The sequence below is a fragment of the Micromonospora sp. WMMD956 genome (assembly GCF_029626125.1).
Lineage (GTDB): Bacteria > Actinomycetota > Actinomycetes > Mycobacteriales > Micromonosporaceae > Micromonospora > Micromonospora carbonacea.
In genome coordinates this window covers 2,950,688-2,971,938 of sequence record NZ_JARUBI010000005.1, presented here as the reverse complement: position 1 = coordinate 2,971,938, position 21,251 = coordinate 2,950,688, and the positions used below count along the sequence as shown (strand labels likewise).

General features: G+C 68.0%; 13 protein-coding genes, 1 tRNA gene, 3 pseudogenes and 1 CRISPR repeat array (1 of these 18 cut by a window edge). Of the genes and pseudogenes, 8 read left to right on the top strand and 9 right to left on the bottom strand.

The annotated features are described in order from the left end of the window. Positions 1-86: 86 nt before the first annotated feature. Together O7628_RS13720 and O7628_RS13715 are read right to left on the bottom strand one after the other, a co-directional pair. Positions 87-1,928, bottom strand: coding sequence for a tetratricopeptide repeat protein (locus O7628_RS13720; RefSeq protein ID WP_278130825.1), 1,842 nt, complete (start codon positions 1,926-1,928; stop codon positions 87-89). A 370-nt stretch (positions 1,929-2,298) separates the two neighbouring features. Further along, positions 2,299-2,679, bottom strand: a complete 381-nt coding sequence (locus O7628_RS13715) for a hypothetical protein (protein WP_178062903.1) — start codon at positions 2,677-2,679, stop codon at positions 2,299-2,301. A gap of 256 nt (positions 2,680-2,935) precedes the next feature. On the opposite strand from O7628_RS13715, the gene O7628_RS13710 reads away from it, so the two are divergent. Both O7628_RS13710 and O7628_RS13705 read left to right on the top strand, forming a co-directional pair. Continuing rightward, positions 2,936-3,139 (top strand): hypothetical protein, encoded by a 204-nt coding sequence (locus tag O7628_RS13710; RefSeq protein WP_278130822.1) that lies wholly within the window; start codon positions 2,936-2,938, stop codon positions 3,137-3,139. Positions 3,140-3,673: 534 nt separating this feature from the next. Next, the gene (locus tag O7628_RS13705; protein WP_278130820.1) at positions 3,674-4,201 is read left to right on the top strand and encodes a DUF6244 family protein; all 528 of its coding nucleotides are present in this window, start codon (positions 3,674-3,676) and stop codon (positions 4,199-4,201) included. 188 nt (positions 4,202-4,389) lie between these two features. Here the strand turns inward: O7628_RS13705 and O7628_RS13700 are convergent. Beyond that, positions 4,390-4,818, bottom strand: a pseudogene (locus O7628_RS13700) (cellulose binding domain-containing protein); the annotation flags it as partial. A 72-nt stretch (positions 4,819-4,890) separates the two neighbouring features. Then, positions 4,891-6,141: pseudogene (locus tag O7628_RS13695) on the bottom strand (glycosyl hydrolase family 28 protein); the annotation flags it as partial. A gap of 1,649 nt (positions 6,142-7,790) precedes the next feature. On the opposite strand from O7628_RS13695, the gene O7628_RS13690 reads away from it, so the two are divergent. After that, on the top strand, positions 7,791-8,183 hold the full coding sequence (locus tag O7628_RS13690; protein WP_278130819.1) for a hypothetical protein: 393 nt from the start codon (positions 7,791-7,793) through the stop codon (positions 8,181-8,183). Positions 8,184-8,407: 224 nt separating this feature from the next. Beyond that, entirely contained in the window at positions 8,408-10,561 is a 2,154-nt protein-coding gene (locus O7628_RS13685) for a tetratricopeptide repeat protein (RefSeq protein WP_278130817.1), read from the top strand. Positions 10,562-11,087: 526 nt separating this feature from the next. On the opposite strand, the gene O7628_RS13680 is transcribed toward O7628_RS13685, so the two are convergent. After that, positions 11,088-14,018, bottom strand: coding sequence for a DUF4365 domain-containing protein (locus O7628_RS13680; RefSeq protein ID WP_278130815.1), 2,931 nt, complete (start codon positions 14,016-14,018; stop codon positions 11,088-11,090). 542 nt (positions 14,019-14,560) lie between these two features. On the opposite strand from O7628_RS13680, the gene O7628_RS13675 reads away from it, so the two are divergent. Both O7628_RS13675 and O7628_RS13670 read left to right on the top strand, forming a co-directional pair. Beyond that, on the top strand, positions 14,561-15,394 hold the full coding sequence (locus tag O7628_RS13675; RefSeq protein WP_278127551.1) for an IS5 family transposase: 834 nt from the start codon (positions 14,561-14,563) through the stop codon (positions 15,392-15,394). Beyond that, positions 15,391-15,810: a hypothetical protein gene (locus O7628_RS13670; RefSeq protein ID WP_278127552.1), complete on the top strand. Its 420-nt coding sequence runs from the start codon at positions 15,391-15,393 to the stop codon at positions 15,808-15,810. The genes O7628_RS13675 and O7628_RS13670 overlap by 4 nt, the downstream gene beginning before the upstream one ends. Positions 15,811-16,228: 418 nt before the next feature. On the opposite strand, the gene O7628_RS13665 is transcribed toward O7628_RS13670, so the two are convergent. Next, a tRNA-Lys gene (locus O7628_RS13665) sits at positions 16,229-16,303 on the bottom strand. 108 nt (positions 16,304-16,411) lie between these two features. Further along, on the bottom strand, positions 16,412-17,404 hold the full coding sequence (locus tag O7628_RS13660; protein ID WP_278130813.1) for a hypothetical protein: 993 nt from the start codon (positions 17,402-17,404) through the stop codon (positions 16,412-16,414). 215 nt (positions 17,405-17,619) lie between these two features. Between O7628_RS13660 and O7628_RS13655 the strand changes: the two genes are divergently transcribed. Continuing rightward, the gene (locus O7628_RS13655; RefSeq protein ID WP_278130811.1) at positions 17,620-18,153 is read left to right on the top strand and encodes a hypothetical protein; all 534 of its coding nucleotides are present in this window, start codon (positions 17,620-17,622) and stop codon (positions 18,151-18,153) included. A gap of 29 nt (positions 18,154-18,182) precedes the next feature. Here O7628_RS13655 and O7628_RS13650 read toward each other — a convergent pair whose 3' ends face one another. Beyond that, on the bottom strand, positions 18,183-18,602 hold the full coding sequence (locus tag O7628_RS13650; protein WP_278127552.1) for a hypothetical protein: 420 nt from the start codon (positions 18,600-18,602) through the stop codon (positions 18,183-18,185). Next, positions 18,599-19,432: pseudogene (locus tag O7628_RS13645) on the bottom strand (IS5 family transposase). Before O7628_RS13645 ends, O7628_RS13650 begins: the two are co-directional and overlap by 4 nt. A 375-nt stretch (positions 19,433-19,807) precedes the next feature. On the opposite strand from O7628_RS13645, the gene O7628_RS13640 reads away from it, so the two are divergent. Further along, positions 19,808-20,242 (top strand): ankyrin repeat domain-containing protein, encoded by a 435-nt coding sequence (locus tag O7628_RS13640; RefSeq protein ID WP_278130810.1) that lies wholly within the window; start codon positions 19,808-19,810, stop codon positions 20,240-20,242. 487 nt (positions 20,243-20,729) lie between these two features. Further along, positions 20,730-21,251: direct repeats of the CRISPR family, unit length 36 nt; unit sequence GTTTCACCGGCCGCGCCGGCCGGTCTCCGTTGCAGC; it runs 25 nt beyond the window's last position.

Here is a 21,251-nt window from a genome sequence, read left to right as displayed (position 1 = left end):
TCGGGCTGCTCGCCGCGGCGGCCCGGCTGCTGCACACCCGCTGGGCCGCCGGAACCCTCCACCACCGACGGACCGCACCGGACGCGCTACGCCTCGCCCGCGCCGCCGCCCGCCTCGTCGAGCAGGCGGAGCACCGCGGGCAACCGGGGAGAGGCGAGCCGGTCGAAGACATCGGCGGCCTCCCGGTAGTGCTGCCGTGCGGCCTCGTCGTCGCCGCGACGCCGCGCGACGCGGCCGAGCAGCACCACCGCCTCTGCCCGCTCGTTGTCCGACCCGAGGTCGGCCATCCGGCGCACCGCCTCGGTGGCACAGCGCTCTGCGGCGGCCAGGTCACCGAGGCCGAGGTGGGCGGCGGCCAGCCCGGACAGCACCCGCACGGCGTTGTACGGGTCGACGTCGGACAGCCCGGCGAAGATCTCCCCGGCCTCCGTCAACAGCGGTAGCGCGTCGGCGGGTCGACCGGTCCGGGTTAGCAGCATGCCCAGGTTGAGGCAGGACAGGCCCACGCTCCGCGCGTCCGGCAGCGCCCGCCGCCCGGCGAGCACCCGGGCGTACGCCTCCGCCGCCTGTTCCTCCCGGTCGGTGTCGGCGTAGAGGGTGGCCAGGCCCTCCTCGGCGTCGACGACCCCTTGGGCGTCGCCCGCCTGGCGGTACCGGTCGACCGCCGCCTGCCCGTGCTGCTCGGCCTCGTCGTACGCGCCGACCCGGCTGTGGGCCCGCGCCAGCCGCTTGAGCATGTCCGCCTCGGCCCACACGTTTCCCCAGGCGCGGGCCGCCCGAACACCAAGATCATCGATTTCCAGCCGGTCCCGGTAGTTCTTCACGTAGAGCAGCAGGGGCCACATCACGTCGCTGAGCTGCCAGGCCAGCTCGTGGTGCCCCAGGCCGAAGGCGACCCGGCCCGCCTCCATCAGGTTGCCCCGCTCCCGATCCAGCCAGGCGAGGGCGGCGGCGCGGTCGGCGAACTCGGGCGGCCCCTCCAGGGGCCGCAGGAAGGTGTACGGCAGCCGCCGCCGGTAGGGGGTCACCACCAAATCCGCCCGGCGCGCGGCGGCGAGGTAGAACTCCAGCATCGTGCGCACCACCGCCTGCCGATCGGCCTCCGGTTCGTGCTGCTCCGCCACCTCGCGGGCGCAGAGCCGAAGGATGTCGTGGAGCCGGAAGCGGTCCTCGGACACCTCGTCCAGCAGGCTCGCGTCCAGCAGCTCACCCACCAGCGCCGCCACCCGGGCCGCGCCGCCGGGCCCCGCGTCGGCCACCGCCGCGACCAGGTCCACCCCGAACTCCGTCCCCGGGTGCAGGGCCAGCCTGCGGTACAACACCGACGCCTCCGGCGTCAGCGCCTGGTACGAGCACTGGAACATCGCCCTGATCGGCGAACCGTCCACCGTCGAGAGCCGGGCCAGCCGCTGCGCCTCGTCGGCCAGCTCGGCGACAATCCGTCGCACCGTCAGCTTGGGACGGAAGGCAAGCAGGCCGGCCGCCACGACGAGCGCGATGGGCAGCCCGCCGCAGAGCCCCGCCAACTCCCCGGCCGGCCCGGACTCCCGCAGGATCCGCTCCGGGCCCACCGCCCGCCCCAGCAGCTCCACCGCCTGCTCGGCCGGCAACGGACCCACGTCGAGCATGCAGGCCCCGTCGGGCAGCAACCCGGTCAACCGACGCCGGCTGGTCACCACCACCACCGCGGACGTCGAGGCCGGCAGCAGGTGCCTGACCTGGCCCGCCGAGAACGCGTCGTCGAGCAGCACCAGCAGCGACCTGTCCGCGGTCACCGAACGGTAGAGGGCGACCTGCTCGGCCAGGTCCACGGGGATGCGGTCCGGCGCCACCCCGAGGGCCCGGAGGAAGGCGCCCAGCGCCACCCCCGGATCCAGCGGCCGGTCGCCGCTGAACCCCCGCAGGTCGGCATGGAGCTGACCATCCACGAACCGATCCCGATTGCCGTGGGCCCACTGTCTCGCCAGCGCCGACTTACCCACGCCGCCGGGCCCGCACAGCACGGCGATGCTGTTTGCGCCCTCAGCGAGCAGGCTGTCCAGTGCTGACAACTCACTCAGCCGGGCGGTGAAATTCCGCGACGGGGCAGGCAGTTGCCGGGGAATCGGAAAACGATCGGCGGGAACGCCGTTGAAATGCACACCCCCGTGAATCACGCCGGCCTGGATGCTGGATCCGGACACGTGACCCGACTGCTCGTTGGACGTGGCGGACGTTACCGCTTCCCCGGCCCCGCGGAATTCCGTTCCCAATCGCCGCGCCCCCATACGACTCGCCGAAGACCCATTGAGGGCAGGCCTAGAAAATGATGTCCCCCTGCACGTCACGCGCCTGGACGACCTTCCCGGCCGTCCCGCTGAAGTGGTTCACCACCTGGCCCTGAACAGCGACGACGCCCGCCCGCGACAGCCTGCGCCACTCTTCGTCGAGGGCAGCGGCGAAGTCGGGATCCCGGGCCATCACGTCAGCCAGAGCCGAGGCGAGCGCGGCCTGTCGCCAACGCTCCTGCGGATGCTCGATCGCGGCATCAAGAACAGCCGACTCCTGCGTTTCCGCCCCGAACCGGGCGCGGACCAGTTGGAACAGCGAGCCGATCGCGCTGCGGGCACCGGCCGCGAGCGCCTCCGCCCCCTTGGTCGACAACGCCGTGGCGACAGCAAGGACTACCTGATCCTCCACACGCGCCCCCCGAATCAGGATTCACATAGACGTTAGGCGTTTCAGGTTTCGATCAGCCTAACGCATTCAGTCAACAGCTCCGAGCCCTCAGCAAGCGCCGCAAAGCAGCAGATTCTCATCTATTTCTCAACAGAGACCCACGAATCAAGCAATAAGGCATCCTGCACAAACAGGGCCATGCAGTCATTTCGGACAGGCGATCGACCGCCTCCAACGGATCGACTTACCGCCCCCTGAGGCGATAACGTCCACCCTCATGATCGAACCAACGCTGATAGCGCTGGCCATCGCAGGCATCGCCACCAAGCTATCGGCACTTCACTCGGAGTTAGCACATAACTTCGCTTTGCACATGCCCGAGACGGAGACAGTCCTAGTGTATTCATCGTTCTGGTATAAGTGGGTCGCTTCCACTGGGGCGCACGTCATGGACCTGCTGATCAACTCGATGACTTTCTGAAAGCTTTGACTACTTAACGCAGTTACTGCGATTGCGTTACGTGTGCGCTGCCGGCCACGGCCGGCAGCGCACACTCCCTTCCAGCGCTCTCGATGCAGCGACTCGCCCGGAGACACCGATCCCGGAATACTCCGGACGCTGGCGGCCCTCCGGCAGGCGTGGCCAGCCGGGCCCCGCCGGAAGCTACCCGCCCCGTCCTGTCGCCAGCACGGCGAGACGAGGCCCTGTTCCGACCGAGAGAAGCCGTCCCTCTGCCGACGACGGCAACCGGCACCACAGCCAGGAGGATGCCTGCGCAGGTCTGCTGATGAGGCTGCCGGACTCTCCAACCGCTCCCGCTTCGCCTGCACCCCCCGCTACGGCACGATCAACGCGACGCCCGTCAGGGCGAGATCGCGGTCCAGCACGGTGAGTCCATCCGCGTCGGAGACGGGGAGCGTCTGCCGGTCCACCGGCGGCGGCTGGTGGTCGTGGTGGCGTGCCGGTAGTTTCGGGTCGAATGCGGTTTCTGTCTTTGATCGGGGAGTCGGCTCCGTGTCGCACATCGAGAGGATCACCGGTGAGTTGCGTGCGCTCTCGGTGGGTGTCGAGCGTGCGCAGGGTCTGGTGGCTGCTGCCCGTGATCAGGCGCAGGAGGTGGCGTTGCGGGCTGCGGGTGCCGGTTTCGTCGCGGTGGCGGCGGGGCTGACGCGGGTCGGCAGCGCCATCGCGGCGGTTCAGGGCGGCCTGGGCAGTGTTTCCGCTTCGATCGGGGAGGCGGCGAAGGCGACTGCGGCGGTGCCGCGCGAGGCCACCTCGCAGGAGACGATCGCCGGGTTGGGCCCTGTTCAGGCCGCGGTGGGTAGCGCGCGCGACGTCACGGCCGGCGTCATCGCCCAGGTCGGTGAGGCACAGCAGCTCGTTGCGATGATCCTTCAGGGTGGGCAGCCCGGTCCGCTGCTCCAGTCCCTCGACGGCATCAGGCAGGTTCTGGTCCTGGTGGTCCAGCGCACCGGCACCGCCCGGCAGCATGTCGAGGCGGCGATCGCCGAGGCGCGACAGCTCGGCTCCTCGGGAAACTGACCGGGTCCGGCGGTCCCACACCGACCGGCCCGACCCCGTCCCCAACCAGCACCCCGACCGAGTCGCCGTACCCGACGGTGGGCCGCGCCGGGCAGACGGGCGAACCGGAGGACGGATGCTCTGCGTGGTCGGCCGGTGTGGCCGCGCCCGAGACAGGCGCGGCCACACCGGCCGGTTCGATGCCGGCGTCAGGAGATGGCGCAGCTGACGCCGTTCAGGGCGAAGGAGCCGGGCTTGCCGGTATTGCCGGTGTGGGTGGCCTGGAAGCCGATCTCAGTGGAGTCGCCCGCCGCCAATGCCCCGTTGTACGAGACGTTGCGTGCGGAGATCTGACCGCTGGAACCGGTGTACGTGGCGTTCCAGCCGTTGGTGAGGGCCTGTCCGTTGGGCAGGGTGAACGTCAGGGTCCAACCGTTGATCGCCGAGTTGCCACGGTTGGTGATGCGAATGCTGGCGGTGAACCCGTCGTTCCAGGAGTTCATCGTGTAGCCCACCTCGCAGGCCCCGGACTGGCCCGGTGGCGGGGTCGTCGGGGGAGGAGTGGTCGGAGGCGGGGTCGTCGGGGGAGGAGTGGTCGGGGGCGGGGTCGTGGGCGGCGGGGTGGTCGGGGGTGCGGTGGAGAAGGTGATGTTCGAGACGTAGGCGTTGATGTTCCAGGTCGCGTCCGAGTCGGTCTGGCTGGTGACCGGCTTGCCCTGGACGGTGAAGTTGCTGAAGTGCACGCCGCTGATGTTGACGGTCGACGACTTCCCGTGCAGGTTGACGACCTTCTTCACGTCGGAGGACACGTTCGTGAAGTAGGCGTTCCGGATGGTCGAGGTGTTCTTCACCGTCCGCCAGGACGGCGGCCGATCCTCCTGGAGGTCGATCAGGCTGTCGGTCTGCTCGACCCTGACGTCCTCCCACCGGGTGTTCGAGACGACGGCGGTGTCGACCGCGTCGATCACCATCGAGCGCCCCGCCTTCACCACGTCGATGTCGCGGAAGACGATCCCGTCCATCGACGTGCCTTCGGTCTTGGTGCCGATCTTCGCGCAGGCGGAGTTGCTGTAGCAGACGACGTGCTCGTGGATGACGTTCCTGGTGTTGACCGTGCCGCTGGCGGACTCGTTCTTGGTCGCCATGTTGTCGTCGCCTGTGTAGAGGAACGCGTTCGACAGCAGGCTGTTGGTCGACTCGTCGAAGTCCACACCGTCGGTGTTGTTGTACCCCGTCGTGGGCCGGCAGTTGATCAGTTTGTAGTTCTTGATGGTGACCCTGTCACTGCGGTAGACGAGCGTGTTCCAGTAGCTGGAGTCGCGGACGGTGACGCCGTCGACCAGGATGTCGGCACTCTCCTCGATCTTCAGCACGGCCAGATTGATGCCCTGGGCCCGCAGGTACTTCCCGTTGCCGTCGATGACGCCACGACCCAGCAGCTTGGCGTTCCTCACCTGGTACATCCGGAGGGAGGCGTGCTGCATGCCCTCGATGTTCACCCCACCGCTGCCGGTGTTGAAGTCCGCCTTCTGGTTCGAGCCGTAGAGGACCGCACCGGCTGCCAGGTACAGGGTCATGTTGCTCTTCATCCACAGCTCACCGACCTGGTACCGGCCCGGCGGCACGTACAGGATGTTGCGGGTCGCGCCGGACGCGGCATTGATGGCGCTCTGGATCTTGGCCGTGACCAGCGTCGCCCCGGTGTTGTCGACGCCGTAGTCGGCGAGGTTCTTGACGTCGGCGTCCCCCAGCTGGGGCGCGTCCGTCTCGGGTGCGTCGATCAGGACGAACAGCAGTTCCTTGGAGTCGAACTGGACGATCAGGTAGTTCGGGCCGCTGTTGAAGGTGATGGTGTTGCCGCTGCGGGCGACGGCGAGTTTCCGGCTCTTGGGGCTGACGGTGTACGAGCTGAAGCCCTCGGCGACGGTGACCGAGAACGCGGCCGTGCCCGCGCCCGCCATGGAGCAGTGCGCATAGTGCACCTGCATCTCGGGGGCGTACTTGGTCATCTTCTCGACGAACAGCGGCGCGGCGTCCGCCGTGACGGTGTAGAGCGGGCTCCTCGTCGCACCGGTCGGGGCAGGCTCCGCGACGCAGCCGCCGGCGGCCAGGCCGGGTGGACCGTCCCCGGCCACGGTGGTCGCACCGTAGACCGGCGCCACCAGGGCACCGGTCCCGACGCCTCCGAAGACGAGGAGAGCGATCGTTGCCCAGATCGCGAGACGTTTGTTCCTCATGGGGACCTTTCTCGGGGATCGACGAAACTGCCGGCACGGCCGGTGGACCGCTGCTCGCTGGGGGCGGGCCGGTGCCGGCTTGCCGACGAAACAGGTGCCGTGAAGCCCTCGCTGCCGCCGGTCGGGACGATCGTGTCGTCGCCGAGGACCGGCACGGTGGCCGCCCATCGGCGGCTTACGACCGCAGTGTCGTTCCGCGCCGGGTGACGCGCCGTCCCGGATCGCTCTGTTTCCTCGCGTGGGGATGTAGAGCCGGGTCAGAGCTTCGTCCAGAAACGTTTCTAGCTGGACGCTACGCCCTGACATGGAAGTTCGTCAATTGGATGCGCTCCGGAAGCTAGAAACTATCGGGCACCAGGCTTGAAAGTTTCCGAAGGCAGCACCCTGCGGCGAGGTCGAGCAACGAGCGGGGCCGACGAGCCACCCACCGCCCGCGTAGCCGGGAGCGCCACCCGGCCGGCGCTCGCGCCGGGCGGGGACGAGCAGCCCGCGCGGGCCGGGGTCTAACTGGTCGCAGCGCTGACCGTACGTCGACATCCCGACCGCCCCGACCCGCGAGCCGCTGCGGGCAGTCGGCACATCGGGGCTGCAACCGGAGCGGCTTCCAGCGTGTCCGGCCGCACCCCGGGACCGGAGGAGCTTCCCGCAGGCGGACCCGACCCGGGAGAGGCATTCGGGTAACCTGTGGCTCAGCGGGCCGTTAGCTCAATGGCAGAGCTGAGGACTTTTAATCCCCGGTGTGCGTCTTTCTCCCCCGCTACTGAGCGTACAGCTCAGTCGTCCAAATTCTCACCTTCGAATCCGGGAGGTTGCTGCCAAGTATCAGCAGGTCAGAGCAGTCATTACCCATTGTGTTCGCCAAGTTCGTCGTTACTGGCAGGGGAAATCCAGATTCTAGGCGTGAAATCCGTCCAGGGCCGCTGGCATCCGATCACCCACGGAACACCCACCGCTCACGTCGGCGTCGGTCGGGCGTTCGTGTTCCAGGTAATCGGCGAGGGCGGCGCGGCCGTCGGTGCCGAGTAACACGGTGCGGCTGGTGTCGCCCTTGCCGCGAACGCCGCTGATCTTCGCCTTCTTCGCCGCGCGCCGCCTCCGAGGCGTTCGGGAGCGCACGGGCGGCCGTGCGGGCGACCGAGTCGTGGCCGCACACCCAGGTAGGCCACCCGACTGGTGAGATCGCCTATTCGACTGTCGCCGGTTCCCCGCTCAGGACATAAGAGCGCCGCGTGAGTGACTACTTTCTATATCCGTCTGGAGGTCCGGTGCACCCAGGCGTGCCGACCGTGGTGTCGAGGCGGACGGGTACTGGTGATTGCGTGGGTGCGTGGTGTCACACTCTGGTTGTCCTTTGTGGTGGGAGGGGTGGGTGGGTGACCGGGGTGGAGTTGATCGTGGCGGCGTTGGCGGCCGCGGCGACGGCGGGTATCACCAGTGGGGTGCAGGACGCCTATACGGGGTTGAAGGCTCTGTTGGTGAGGCGGTTGTCCGGCCGAAACGAGGCGGTGCGGGCCCTGGAAGCGGAGGAAACCCGGCCGAGGGTGTGGCAGGCCCTTATCGGCGATGATCTGCACGCCTGCGGCGCGGACGCGGACGAGCAGGTCCTTACCGCCGCAAGGACGCTCCTCGCCCAGGCCGATCCGGCCGGCACCCGGGCCGGGGTCTACACGGTGACCAACAACTACGGTGCGATGGGAGAGTTCTACGCGCCGGTGACGTTTCAGCAGGGGCCGCCGGTCCCCCCTCCCTCGCCGGGGACGGTGTAGGACCGCCCGTTTCCGGTACCAGCACCGGTCCCCCCGTTACGACCCCGGCCAACTCCGGCGCCACCGGAGCGTTCTACGGGCCGGTGACGGTCAACGGGCGTGCGGTCGTGGCCTGGCCGTGCCAGGTGGGAGTGGTGCCACCGGTGGCGCACTGCCGGCAGGAACGCCCCGCCGACCGGACCCTCGCAACAGCGTTGGCCGGTACCGGTGCCGTGGTGTGCCAGGTGGCAGCGGGCCTCGGTGGGGTCGGCAAGACGCAGCTCGCCGCCGCTCTGGCCCACCGGCTCTGGGACACCAAGGATGTGGATCTGCTGGTGTGGGTGTCGGCGACGTCCCGCTCGGCGGTGCTCACTGCCTACACCCAGGCCGCCGGCGACATCACCGGCGTCGACGACGCTGATTCCGATCAGGCTGCCGCCCGGTTCCTGGCCTGGCTGTCCAGCGCCGAACGGCGGTGGTTGGTCGTTCTGGACGATGTGACCGACCCGAACGATCTGCGGGGTCTGTGGCCGCCGGTCACCGGGTGGGGCCGAACGGTGGTCACGACCCGCAGCACCGACAGCGCGTTAACCGCTGGCCGGCAGCGCGTCAACGTCGGCGTGTTCACCCCCACCGAGTCCATGGACTATCTGACCGCAAAACTCGCCGTTGACCCGGCCCGGTTGGACCAGGCCACAGACCTGGCCGACGATCTGGGGCACCTTCCGCTGGCGCTGGCGCAGGCCGCCGCGTACATCCTCGACCACACCGGGATGACTTGCGCCGGCTACCGCCGCCGTCTCGCCGACCGGCGTCGGCAGTTGGCGGCTCTGGCTCCTCGGGTGCTGCCGGACGACTACCCGTACCCGGTCGCGGCCACCTGGTCGCTGTCCATTGACCGCGCCAACGGCTTCGCACCGGCGGGGGTGGCCCGGCCGGTGCTGGAGCTGACCGCCCTGCTCGACCCCAACGGCATCCCCGCCGAGGTGTTCATCACCCCGGCCGTCCTGACCCACCTGACCGCCTGGACCGGCGTGCCGGTCGACAACGATGACGTCACCGACGCCCTAGACAACCTCGCCAAGCTCAGCCTCGCCAGTATCGACGACGGCAGGGTCCGGGTGCACGGGCTGCTGCAGCGTGTGGTTCGCGAAGCCACCCCCACCGCGCACACCGCCGGCCTGGCAGTCACAGCCGCTGATGCCCTGCAAGGTGTCTGGCCTGAGGTCGAACGCGATCGGGAGCACGCCCAGGCCCTGCGCGACAACACCGCCATCCTGCACGCCCACATCGGCCCACTGCTGTGGAACACCGCTGACGGCGCCCACCGGGTCCTGTTCACCGCCGGCGACAGCCTCGGTGAGACCGGCCAGGTGCGCGCCGCCATCGACTACTTCCACACCCTGCACACCACCGCCATCCACCATCTCAGCCCCGACCATCCGCGCACCCTGAGCACCCGCCACCAGCTCGCCTTCTGGCGCGGCAAGGCGGGGGATCTGGCCCGCGCCGCCGCCGCCTTCGCCGAACTCCTCACCGACCAGTCGCGGATTCTCGGCCCCGACCACCCGCGCACCCTGACCACCCGTAACAACCTCGCGCACTTGCGCGGCAAGGCGGGGGATCCGGCCGGCGCCGCCGCCGCCTTCGCCGAACTCCTCACCGACCAGTCGCGGATTCTCGGCCCCAACCACCCGCACACCCTGGTCACTCGCAGCCACCTCGCCTCCTCGCGCGGGGAGGCGGGGGATCCGGCCGGCGCCGCCGCCGCCTTCGCCGAACTCCTCACCGACCGGCTGCGGATTCTCGGCCCCAACCACCCGCACACCCTGATCACCCGGGGCAACCTCGCCATCTGGCGCGATCGGGCGGGGTATTGGGCCGGTGCCGCCTTCGCCGAACTCCTCACCGACCAGTCGCGGATCCTCGGCCCCAACCACCCGCACACCCTGGTCACTCGCAGCCACCTCGCCTCCTCGCGCGGGGAGGCGGGGAATGCGGTCGGCGCCGCCACCGCCTGCGCCGAACTCCTCACCGACAACCTACGGATCCTCGGACCCGACCACCCCGAGACCCTGAACACCCGCAACAACCTTGCCTTCTGGCGCGGTCGGGCGGGGGACGCGGCTGGCGCCGCCACCGCCTGCGCCGAACTCCTCGCCGACTACCTGCGGGTCCTCGGCCCCGACCACCCGCACACCCTGATCACCCGCCACCAGCTCGCCTTCTGGCGCGGCCAGGCGGGGGATGCGGTCGGCGCCGCCACCGCCTGCGCCGAACTCCTCACCGACAACCTACGGATCCTCGGACCCGACCACCCCGAGACCCTGTACACCCGCAACGACCTCGCGCGCTGGCGAAGCCAGGCGGAGGACACGGCCGGCACCGGCGCCGGCTGACGAACTCCACCGTGCCGGTTGCTACAGCGGCCGGTGTCCTGATCCGCAGCTCCAACGGCACAGTCGCGCCGAACCCTCCGTCCCGCAGCGGATAGCCCCAAACTGGGCGTTCACTTCACCTTCGCGCCAATATCGACCGATTCACGTATCCGCTTCGATGACGCGAGATGTCCGACCCAACCCGGTAAGAGCGCATCTCGACGGTTACAACCCTGGCCGGAATCAGCGCATTTCATCCCGGAATCTCGTTCGTTGGCTCACTGGCGTTGTTGCGCAGGCGATTGGAAATACGTTCAGTTCAGCCGGGCCAAGGATTTGAATCGCCCGGGCGATTTCGATTAACGCCGTGACGACCTGCAGCATAAGATATGCGCTGTGAGAGTTGCGCCAGGCGGTGTTCACTAACGAAGCCGGCCACGACCGGAGTTGGGGCGGCCGGAAGCTACGCTGGCTCCGTTCTTGAATACAGCGAGTGTAAGACCAGAACGCCATCCTAACCTGCCCGCTGATCCCAACGCTGCTCCGTTTAGGTGGGCGTTGACGTGTCAGTGACGGCGCTGCGTACACGTGCTGAGATATGGGAGCTGAGCAGATCGCGGACGTGAGAACGGCCCGTCCATGCTTCCTCGGTTCGAGCCAACGCGCCGGCGACGGCGAGAGGGACGGCGCAGCCTTTCTCTGATGCGGCGGCCAGGATCGCCTGCTCGACCTCCGGGTGGGCACCTGGTGCGGTTCCTCGGATCAGGGCGGCGGTGGCAGCACTTCTGATCTGGTGCTGTGAGTCGCCGGTTAGCACGACCAGCGCACCTTGGATAGTGGGGCTTTCCGCGCTGGCGCTAAGCGCCATCACGATCTCAGATGCGCCGCGCCGTTTCGCGGCCGAACCGCGGAGCCACGTCAGAACCTGCCGTAATGCCCAGGCGTTGTCCACGGCGCCGACACTGAAGGCGAGTGCGAAGGATTTGGCCGTGAGGTCGCCGAAATGCGCGCTGAGGAACGGATGGCTCACGATCGCGCTTGGTCCTCGCGCCACGAACCGCTGTCGCATCTGCGCTCGAATGCGGCCTGGGACATTGATCGACGTCGTGAGGATACTGGCGGCGCCCGCCTTGGCCGGTGGGGCAACGAGGGGATCGAAGAGCGCTTCGATCACCGGGTCCCAGTCCGCGAGGCCAGGAAAGGCCAAGTTCATGACGAGAAGGTCCCGTACGACTGTCGTCGGAGCGAAAGAACCCCTTCTAGCGTCGGCCACTAGCCGGCGACACTGTTCAACATCACGTCCGATTATGGTCCGTGCCGCGGGCTCACCAAGACCTACCGGTGCGCCTAGGGCGACGGCCGCCTCGTGATTCCCGGCATCCGCCCGGCTCCGGAGTTCCACCAGGGCCTCGGTATCGCCTTCGGAGGAGAGCTTTTTCAGCAAGAGCGCAGACAGATATCCCTCCTGCGCCACAGCGGCCCGCCGGACACGATCGCGCTGGCGGGCTGCGACATCACTGCGGATGTTGACGGCAAGGGCGTGCAGGTCCGCTTCTCGATCGGGGTGGCCCGCCTTCATGCGGGCGAGAAGCAATTCGAGCGCCGCGACGTGCAAAGTGTCTGTGGCTGCTGGAAGCACCGCGTGCAGCGCTTTGGGAATGAAGTACCATTCCGTGAAGGTGGGCCGTACCCGCTGCCGGAACGCCGAGACGTCAGCGAGAACCTCAAGGCAGTCGTGGGCGGCCTTGTCGGCAGTTTCGGGTTCCAGGAGATCACCGCCCCCAGTGAGGAGTGCGATGTGGGCCCGGGCGGTGCTTCTTCGCCACATTCGATCGACACTCCGACGCAACGCAGCGCGGATCGGTTCGGCAGGTCCAGCAGCCCACAACCGCGCAACGGCAACTTTCAAATCTTCGTGTTGCCCGTGCCTGCGGAGAGCGTCGAGCGCCACCTCGATCCGCCGGGCCGCCTCACCCGACGCGGTAGGTGCGGTGCCCGCGCTGCCGTAGGTGTCCTCGTCGCACCGGGCGTCACGCCATCCAATCTCCTGGTGCTGCAATTCGTGCCGCAGCCGAAGGGTGAGCGGCCAGGTGGCCGCCGCACGGTTCCCACTCAGGTAAGCAGCCAACCAAGCACCACTCAGTCGTTCCTGCGAATCCTCGGACAGCTCCGCCCCGATGTCCGCAGACCGGCTCCAGTTGTCGAACGAGATGTCGTCGTAGCTGTCTAGGGCGGCAGCTACTTCGCCGCTGCGCCACCAGGACACCGCCGTGTCAAAGCTGGTCACGTACTCTTGTTGCTTGTCCCCTTCCCCGGCAAGCCCAGATGTCGACAGAAGAACGGCAGCAGCCGCCGCACGGATCGCCCGGGCAGTCACATCGTCGAGGTCGCGGCTCAGGGTCTTCAATGCCTCAGCCGCTAGGACCCGGGCCTGCGCGACATCGTTCTGTTCGACGAACACCTGGGCTCGGTGGGTGAGCACCCAACCATGGTCAACGGGAAGCAGATCATCGCGTGCCTGAACTCCCGCGAGGACTTCTGCAGCCTCGTCCCACCGTTCGAGGTCTATCAACGCCGTGGCGGCTACGACGGCTGCGGCGGCGCGGCGCTCGACAGACACGTTATCCGCAGCCGCACTTGCAGCGGCAAGCCGTACGGCCGGCTCGGTGTCTCCGTGCAGGGCGAAGGCTCGTAGGGCGTGGAACAGCCGCCATCGCCAGTCCTTCGACGTTTCCGACGCCTTCACCATGTCGCGGTTGAGGTCTGCCGGCGAGGTCGTCCCGGCGATGATGTTTCGTTTCCGGGTGTATCGGACAAGATCCTGCGTGCGCCCACCGGTGATGAGGGCGATGGCTTCCTCAGGTGACAAAGTCTTGTCATAGCCGGTCCGCGCGGCTGAGGGGGCGATGAGACGGGGGGCGAGCAGGGCATGGCGTAGCGCTCGCGCGGGCGGAACGGCGTTCGGCCCTGCGCGGTACAGGGAGCCTTGCAGGTCTGGGGATGCCTTCGCTGAGGTGGCGGCGGTCATGAGGGCGTCGAAGTTGTCCCAGTCGATGCGCTGCGACGCGGGAACCAGGATCTTGCAGCCCTTCCCTCTTCTGGCGATCTTGTCAGTCGTGACGTGGACCCAGTACGCCGTCCGGCCCGGCCCATCCGTGACAAGGACGAGGAGGTGCGGCAGGCCATGTTGAACCCAGTCATCGAAGTGCTTCGCGCCAGGCTCGTAATACCACCAGCCGGTGACATCCCCAGCTTCGCTCCTCGCCGGCGAGGCGAAGTACTTCGCGTCGCCAGCCTTGACCTGGACGCCGACCAAGGCCACGCGGTCGAATCGCCGCTCGTCGCGCACCTGCACGAATAGGTCAACGCCGAGGTCATGCTCAGTGTTCTCGATTGGGCCCCAGTTGATGTCCTGGAACTTCTCCTTTACATGGGACACACCAGCGCCGCCGGTCTGTTCTTGCCTGGTGGCACGCATGAGACCTCCAGGGCCGAGGCGACGAGTGGGCGGGCCCTACATTAGAACCTCGGTCATCCGCACGGCCAACGGCATCACGCGCTAGTGCGGCCTGAACCGTCGTCGAAGTGCCGATACTGTCGGGCGGTGCCCCGTCCAGGACCCTTGGCGGTGCCGCGGCGAGGTCCAAGCGGCTATCCGACAAGGCGGAGTCGGCCGTATGCGCCGATAGGCAGAGATGTGCCCGCCTCGCCTGAGCGCCCACGGCGGCTCAGCGACGGTCAGGTCGATCGACTCGTCCGCCTCACGCAGCACGGCGTCCGTCGCGCCGAGCACCAACTCGACGTTCGACGAGTCGGCGGGCAGCCAGATCAACAGCACCCGGTATGGCCGGGGGAGTCGAGCCTGCGATTAGCCAGACGGCCTTTCCAGTACCCGCCGGGCGGGCGTTGCCCTCAAGGTCAGAGGGTGGTTCGGTAGCTTTCGTCCAATATGGGTTTGGGCTGGCATGTGAATGTGAGCCGTGGTCGTAACCGGTAGGTCCGGCCGGCGTTGGGCTGATCATGGGTGAGCGTGCGGCGTATCCGAGTGACCTGACCGATGAGCAGTGGGCGGTGGTGGGTCCGTTCCTGCAGGCGTGGAAGGACCGGCATCCGTCGGTGTCGGGGCATCAGGGTCGCTACGAGCTGCGGGAGATCGTGAATTCGATCTTCTACCAGAACCGGACGGGTTGTCAGTGGGCGTACCTGCCGCACGATCTGCCGCCGAAGTCCGCGACGTATTACTACTTCGCCCAGTGGCGTGACGACGGCACTGACCAGGTGATTCATGATCTGCTGCGGTGTCAGGCGCGGGAGAAGGCCGGCCGTCGGGAGGATCCGACCGCGGTGGTGCTGGACACTCAGTCGATTCGGGCGGCCAACCACGTCCCGGCGGCGACGACCGGCAAGGACGCGGCGAAGAAGGTGCCGGGCCGTAAGCGGGGCCTGGCGGTGGACGCGCTGGGGTTGATCATCGCGGTGGTGGTCACCGCGGCGTCGGTCACCGACAATGCGATCGGTGTGAGGCTGCTGGACAACGTCCTCGCGCACACGCCGACGGTGACCAAGGCGTGGGTCGATGCCGGGTTCAAAGACGACGTGCAGATCCACGGCGCGGTCCGAGGTATCGATGTCGAGCAGGTCCTGCGGTCCGACACGACGGCCGGGTTCGTGCCGGTGAAGCGCCGGTGGGTGGTGGAGCAGACCAACGGCACGTTGATGCTGCACCGCCGTCTGGTCCGCGAGTACGAGAGCCGACCCGCCTCCGCGGTGTCACGCACCTGGTGGGCCTCGACGGCGAACCTCATCCGCCGGTTGACCGGCACCGCCACCACGTCCTGGCGCGACCAACGGTGACGCAGCCGACGCTGCTGGCCCTGCTCACCGAACGCGAGAACGCCGCCGGCCTGGCCGTCGAGCGGCTCCGCGCCCAGATCGCTTCCCTCGACGAGCAGCTCACCGCGGCCGAGACCGAGGTCGCCGAACTCGCCATCACCCGCAAGACGCTCCTGAGCCTGGGCGGCCCACTCGATCCGGCGGCACCTGCTGACCCGACCGTCGCCAGCCCCGCCTACCAACAGATCCTCGCCGTGTTCCACGGCGCCAACGCACCGATGCGCGCCAAGGACATCTGCCAGGCCCTCGCCGCCGGCACCACCGCGAAGGACACCGAGAATCTCCGCGCGAAGCTCAAACGCCTCGTCGCCCGCCAGATCCTCACCGAACCCGAGGCCGGACTGTTCACCCTGGCCCCGCCGACGGCGTCCGCGTAACCCCCACCACCAGGGCCGCTAACGAACCGTCAAACCCGCATCGGACAAAGCCTCCCGAACCACCCTCTCAGGTCGGCCTGGACCAGCACCAGGCATCCGGCTCGTCACCACACCTAACCCCGACACCCACACCGGCCCGCTATCGCGGGAAGCCGCCCTCGTCGCCCCGCCCTATACGGCCAACACCGACGCCAAAGATGGCCTCGCCAGAGCAGACGCAGCCCGCGCCGCCGCGAAACACGGGCGACCCGCACGCGGCCCCACGACACCGGACTCCGCCCCGACCAGCGGCGACGCGCCACGTCGCCTGCTGTTATCCCCGAACTGGGTGCTCGCCGGGTGTTCGCACACCAAAGCCCAAAAACCGACAAATGCCCGCAGGGAAGGCAGCGATGTTGGTCTATTTTCCCAGCTCAGATGGTGGGCCGCCTGGGACTCGAACCCAGAACCTAAGGATTAAAAGTCCTCAGCTCTGCCATTGAGCTAACGGCCCGCTGGACCACAGATTACCCGAACTCCTTCGTCGAGTCGGGTTCGCCTGAGGCTCGCCCTTCGACGCCGGTGTAACTGACCGTGCTGTCGACCACAGAACGTCCGGCGCTCATTCGTCGTCCTGGCCGATGTCGGGATCGAACTGGGTGAGCCATTCCACGTCGCCGTTCGCCTCGGTGGCAACCAACCCGGCGACGAGCCAGATCAGGGCGGGAAGGAACGCGTCGCCGAGCCGGTCGAGTGCCTCGTCGACGGTCAGGTTTGGGGCCAGAGGGCTACCGAGAAGGCCCGCGAGTTGGAATGCCTGGTCGGCGGGTTCGTCATCAAGGTTCTGGCGGATCCATCCCAGCGCGGGGCCGGCGAGGTCAGTGGTAGCGGTTGCCTTCGCGCCGGTCAACCAGGTCATCAGAACAGCAGTCAGGGTGGTCGCGGCGAGACCGACTGCGTCAGGGTCGTCTGCGTGGTCGAGGGCTTCCCCGAGCCGCCAGGCGGGTTCCTCCATGCCGCTGGTGATTGTCTCGTCGATCAGGTCCCGCAGCCCGTCAGCGGAGAGCTCGACCGTCGACGCAAGGTCGATCTCCTCGATGTCGCCTCGGTGGCGGGTCACGGCGTCGGCGTACGCCTGCACCTCGGCGGCGCTGAACAGGTGCTGGTTCTCCTCCGTGACGAGGTAGCCGACCTCCCGCCAGGCATGGATCGGCGCAGGGTCCACCCCCGCGTCCTCGGCGGCCTTCAGCATGTGGTGCACGGCGTCATCGAAGTTCCGCTGACTCAACGGGGTCGGCTCGTCAGCGTCCGGGTCGAAGAACACCGGATCTTTCGGCCCCGGCTCACGGCCGAACTTCTCCCGGAACGCCGCGAACTGCGCCTGGAACCCCTCACGCAACTCGGTACCCGCCTCGGACCCCGCGTCCCACGTCAACGTGGCAACGCCGTCCGCGCCGACGGTGCGCTGCACGAACCGGGGGTCCCCCATCCGGTCCAGGACCAGACGGGCGTGCTCTTCGTGGAACTCTTCCTGCCGAGCCACGTCTTGCCGCTGCTGCAGGCGTGCGCGCTGCTGCGCGGCGCGACGCTGACGAGGTGTGCGCTTCTTCGGCATGACCCGCTCCTCCCGCCACCCCTTCGACAGGCGACCCGGGCATTATCCCTATGCGACAGCCCGACCCGACTCCGCGACACAGGCCCATGCGGACATGCCTGCCGCAACCTGGGCTCGGTGACCAGATCCGTCCTGTGGACCGCTTTCCGGGTTGCCCATGTGCCGGCCGGCTATCGTGCGGATGGAGGATCACCACAGGAGGACGCGTGCGTCGGATGGCCAAGTTCCAGGAAGCGGTCGGGCGGCTGCGCGAGGAAGGCCGCCATCGAGGCCTGGACATCTCGGCGGTCACCGCGCAGGACATCCTCGCCGACCTTGTCACCACCACCGCCGCCGCCCTTGGCATCCGCGAGGAGACCTACGTACGGTCGCACCTTCCAGACGTCGACCTCGCCGACCTCGTGACCCACCTCAAGCAGGCGGACGACGCGCAGAAACGCGAAGTGGCCGACGCTTCCCCTGCGGTGATCAAGCTGGAGGACACCGGCCGGCTCATCGCGTCGCTCGCCCAAGCGGTGCGATGCGTCAGCCTCAACCACGACCGGCTAACGACAGGACGCCGCGACAAGTGGGAGGCTGTCGGTGTCCTCGATGACGCCAGCAACTGCCTGACCCTGCTCGGCGAAGCCGTGAGCAACAGCCACACCACCGCACAGGGCACCGCTGTGCTCTGGAGCGACGAGAGCGTCGTGTACGCACGACGCGCTCTCAGAGGGTGGTTCGGGAGGCTTTGTCCGATGCGGGTTTGACGGTTCGTTAGCGGCCCTGGTGGTGGGGGTTACGCGGACGCCGTCGGCGGGGCCAGGGTGAACAGTCCGGCCTCGGGTTCGGTGAGGATCTGGCGGGCGACGAGGCGTTTGAGCTTCGCGCGGAGATTCTCGGTGTCCTTCGCGGTGGTGCCGGCGGCGAGGGCCTGGCAGATGTCCTTGGCGCGCATCGGTGCGTTGGCGCCGTGGAACACGGCGAGGATCTGTTGGTAGGCGGGGCTGGCGACGGTCGGGTCAGCAGGTGCCGCCGGATCGAGTGGGCCGCCCAGGCTCAGGAGCGTCTTGCGGGTGATGGCGAGTTCGGCGACCTCGGTCTCGGCCGCGGTGAGCTGCTCGTCGAGGGAAGCGATCTGGGCGCGGAGCCGCTCGACGGCCAGGCCGGCGGCGTTCTCGCGTTCGGTGAGCAGGGCCAGCAGCGTCGGCTGCGTCACCGTTGGTCGCGCCAGGACGTGGTGGCGGTGCCGGTCAACCGGCGGATGAGGTTCGCCGTCGAGGCCCACCAGGTGCGTGACACCGCGGAGGCGGGTCGGCTCTCGTACTCGCGGACCAGACGGCGGTGCAGCATCAACGTGCCGTTGGTCTGCTCCACCACCCACCGGCGCTTCACCGGCACGAACCCGGCCGTCGTGTCGGACCGCAGGACCTACTCGACATCGATACCTCGGACCGCGCCGTGGATCTGCACGTCGTCTTTGAACCCGGCATCGACCCACGCCTTGGTCACCGTCGGCGTGTGCGCGAGGACGTTGTCCAGCAGCCTCACACCGATCGCATTGTCGGTGACCGACGCCGCGGTGACCACCACCGCGATGATCAACCCCAGCGCGTCCACCGCCAGGCCCCGCTTACGGCCCGGCACCTTCTTCGCCGCGTCCTTGCCGGTCGTCGCCGCCGGGACGTGGTTGGCCGCCCGAATCGACTGAGTGTCCAGCACCACCGCGGTCGGATCCTCCCGACGGCCGGCCTTCTCCCGCGCCTGACACCGCAGCAGATCATGAATCACCTGGTCAGTGCCGTCGTCACGCCACTGGGCGAAGTAGTAATACGTCGCGGACTTCGGCGGCAGATCGTGCGGCAGGTACGCCCACTGACAACCCGTCCGGTTCTGGTAGAAGATCGAATTCACGATCTCCCGCAGCTCGTAGCGACCCTGATGCCCCGACACCGACGGATGCCGGTCCTTCCACGCCTGCAGGAACGGACCCACCACCGCCCACTGCTCATCGGTCAGGTCACTCGGATACGCCGCACGCTCACCCATGATCAGCCCAACGCCGGCCGGACCTACCGGTTACGACCACGGCTCACATTCACATGCCAGCCCAAACCCATATTGGACGAAAGCTACCGAACCACCCTCTCATGGTGCAGGTAAACCGGACTCGCCCTCAAGAGAACGTATAGAGGAAGCCAGCCGCGTCGGTTGAGACGGCCCGAACCGTTGACAAACCTTGACTCGGCACCATCCAAAGGCGGCACCTCGACCGAGCAGGGTGCAGGCAAGCCGATCACCAGGGAAGCCCAGCGATACCAGGATCTCCAGCATCGGTGTTGATGTTGGTCCAGCCGAGTCCGGTCTTCGCAACCTTGAAGGCTTCTTCGATCTTCCAGCTGCGGCTGGCCTACCCTGGCGCTGGTGAAGGTCCGTCAGCGCAAGAAGCTCACCGCTCGTCTGATGGCGTCGCTGCTGCGGGACGATCTCCCCGCGATGCTCGCGTTGTTGCGCGTGGGAGCAGACCCCAACGCGGCGGACCGTGATGGCACCACGCCCCTCTACCTGGCCGCACTGCACAACAAGCCGGTGGCGGTACGGATCCTCCTCGACGCCGGCGCGGACCCGGACGTCGAGGGCGGACGCGGCGACGAGGGGACACCCCTGACCGGAGCCGCAGCCTGGGGCCACGCCGATATCGTCCGCGAACTCCTCACCCACGGCGCAGATCCGAACCTCCGCGAAGACCACGGCGCCGGCCTGTCGCCCCTCGAATGGGCCGCCCGAGGCGGTCACACCGAGACAGAGGCATTGCTCAAAGCCGCAGGTGCGACACCACCGCAGACACCAAGCGAGTAGCGACGGACCCGCTCTCGTCCCAGGCCCTCGGATGCCATGGCTACACCCGCTACCGACACAGGAGCGGCGACATAAGCGTGGACCTAGTTGGGAGGGCTCCAGTCCGAGCTGGCCTTTGGCCGGCGGCGTGACGTCGGCCGTCAGGGAACTCGAAATCCCAGCCAGCAAGGGAACTCACACGACAGCTACCCTGGTTCAACAGTCTCCATGCTCCATGGAGCAAAGCTCGATCACCAGAACAAGCCCGACCGAACAGAACGCAAGCGCGGCACTCCCGTACCAGCCCGCCAGCGGCGGACATCCACGCCCCTCAGGGCCCGGAACTTGACAACTCAAGCAGCCCCGGCGCTACCAAGGTTCGGAACCCTCGGCGATCACGGCCCCAGCGAGGGGTTCCCAACCACAAAAAGCGCAGAAAAGGGATGCAACGGGGCACTGGTCAGGGAAAAGTAGATCACTACAGGGCCATTCCTGCTGTTCAAGAAGGGTTTCACCGGCCGCGCCGGCCGGTCTCCGTTGCAGCGCGTGTCCTGGGCGTCTACTGGTCCCAGGACGCGTAGTTTCACCGGCCGCGCCGGCCGGTCTCCGTTGCAGCACCGCTGATGACGCTGTGCTCACCCCCACGGGGGTAGAGGTTTCACCGGCCGCGCCGGCCGGTCTCCGTTGCAGCCCGATACTGAGAACGGCGGTGAGCCTCCGGCCCGGGACGTTTCACCGGCCGCGCCGGCCGGTCTCCGTTGCAGCGCCAACCCGGTGCTGACTCTGTTCTGTCCGGACGGCTAGTTTCACCGGCCGCACAGGCCGGTCTCCGTTGCAGCGTCATGCTGTCGACGATCACCAGCACCGGCAGGGCACGTTTCACCGGCCGCGCCGGCCGGTCTCCGTTGGAGCGAGGCGCTGGAGGACACCGCGATGGGCGACTCGGCCCGTTTCACCGGCCGCGCCAGCCGGTCTCCGTTGCAGCACCCAGCCCGCGCCGAGCAGGGTGGTCGCACCACCAATCACCGGC

Bases quoted from the DNA above. Each gene is read 5' to 3' on its own strand.
- O7628_RS13680 (WP_278130815.1), bottom strand. From the start codon at position 14,018: ATGCGTGCCACCAGGCAAGAACAGACCGGCGGCGCTGGTGTGTCCCAT.
- O7628_RS13655 (WP_278130811.1), top strand. From the start codon at position 17,620: ATGGCCAAGTTCCAGGAAGCGGTCGGGCGGCTGCGCGAGGAAGGCCGC.
- O7628_RS13675 (WP_278127551.1), top strand. From the start codon at position 14,561: ATGGGTGAGCGTGCGGCGTATCCGAGTGACCTGACCGATGAGCAGTGG.
- O7628_RS13710 (WP_278130822.1), top strand. From the start codon at position 2,936: ATGATCGAACCAACGCTGATAGCGCTGGCCATCGCAGGCATCGCCACC.
- O7628_RS13660 (WP_278130813.1), bottom strand. From the start codon at position 17,404: ATGCCGAAGAAGCGCACACCTCGTCAGCGTCGCGCCGCGCAGCAGCGC.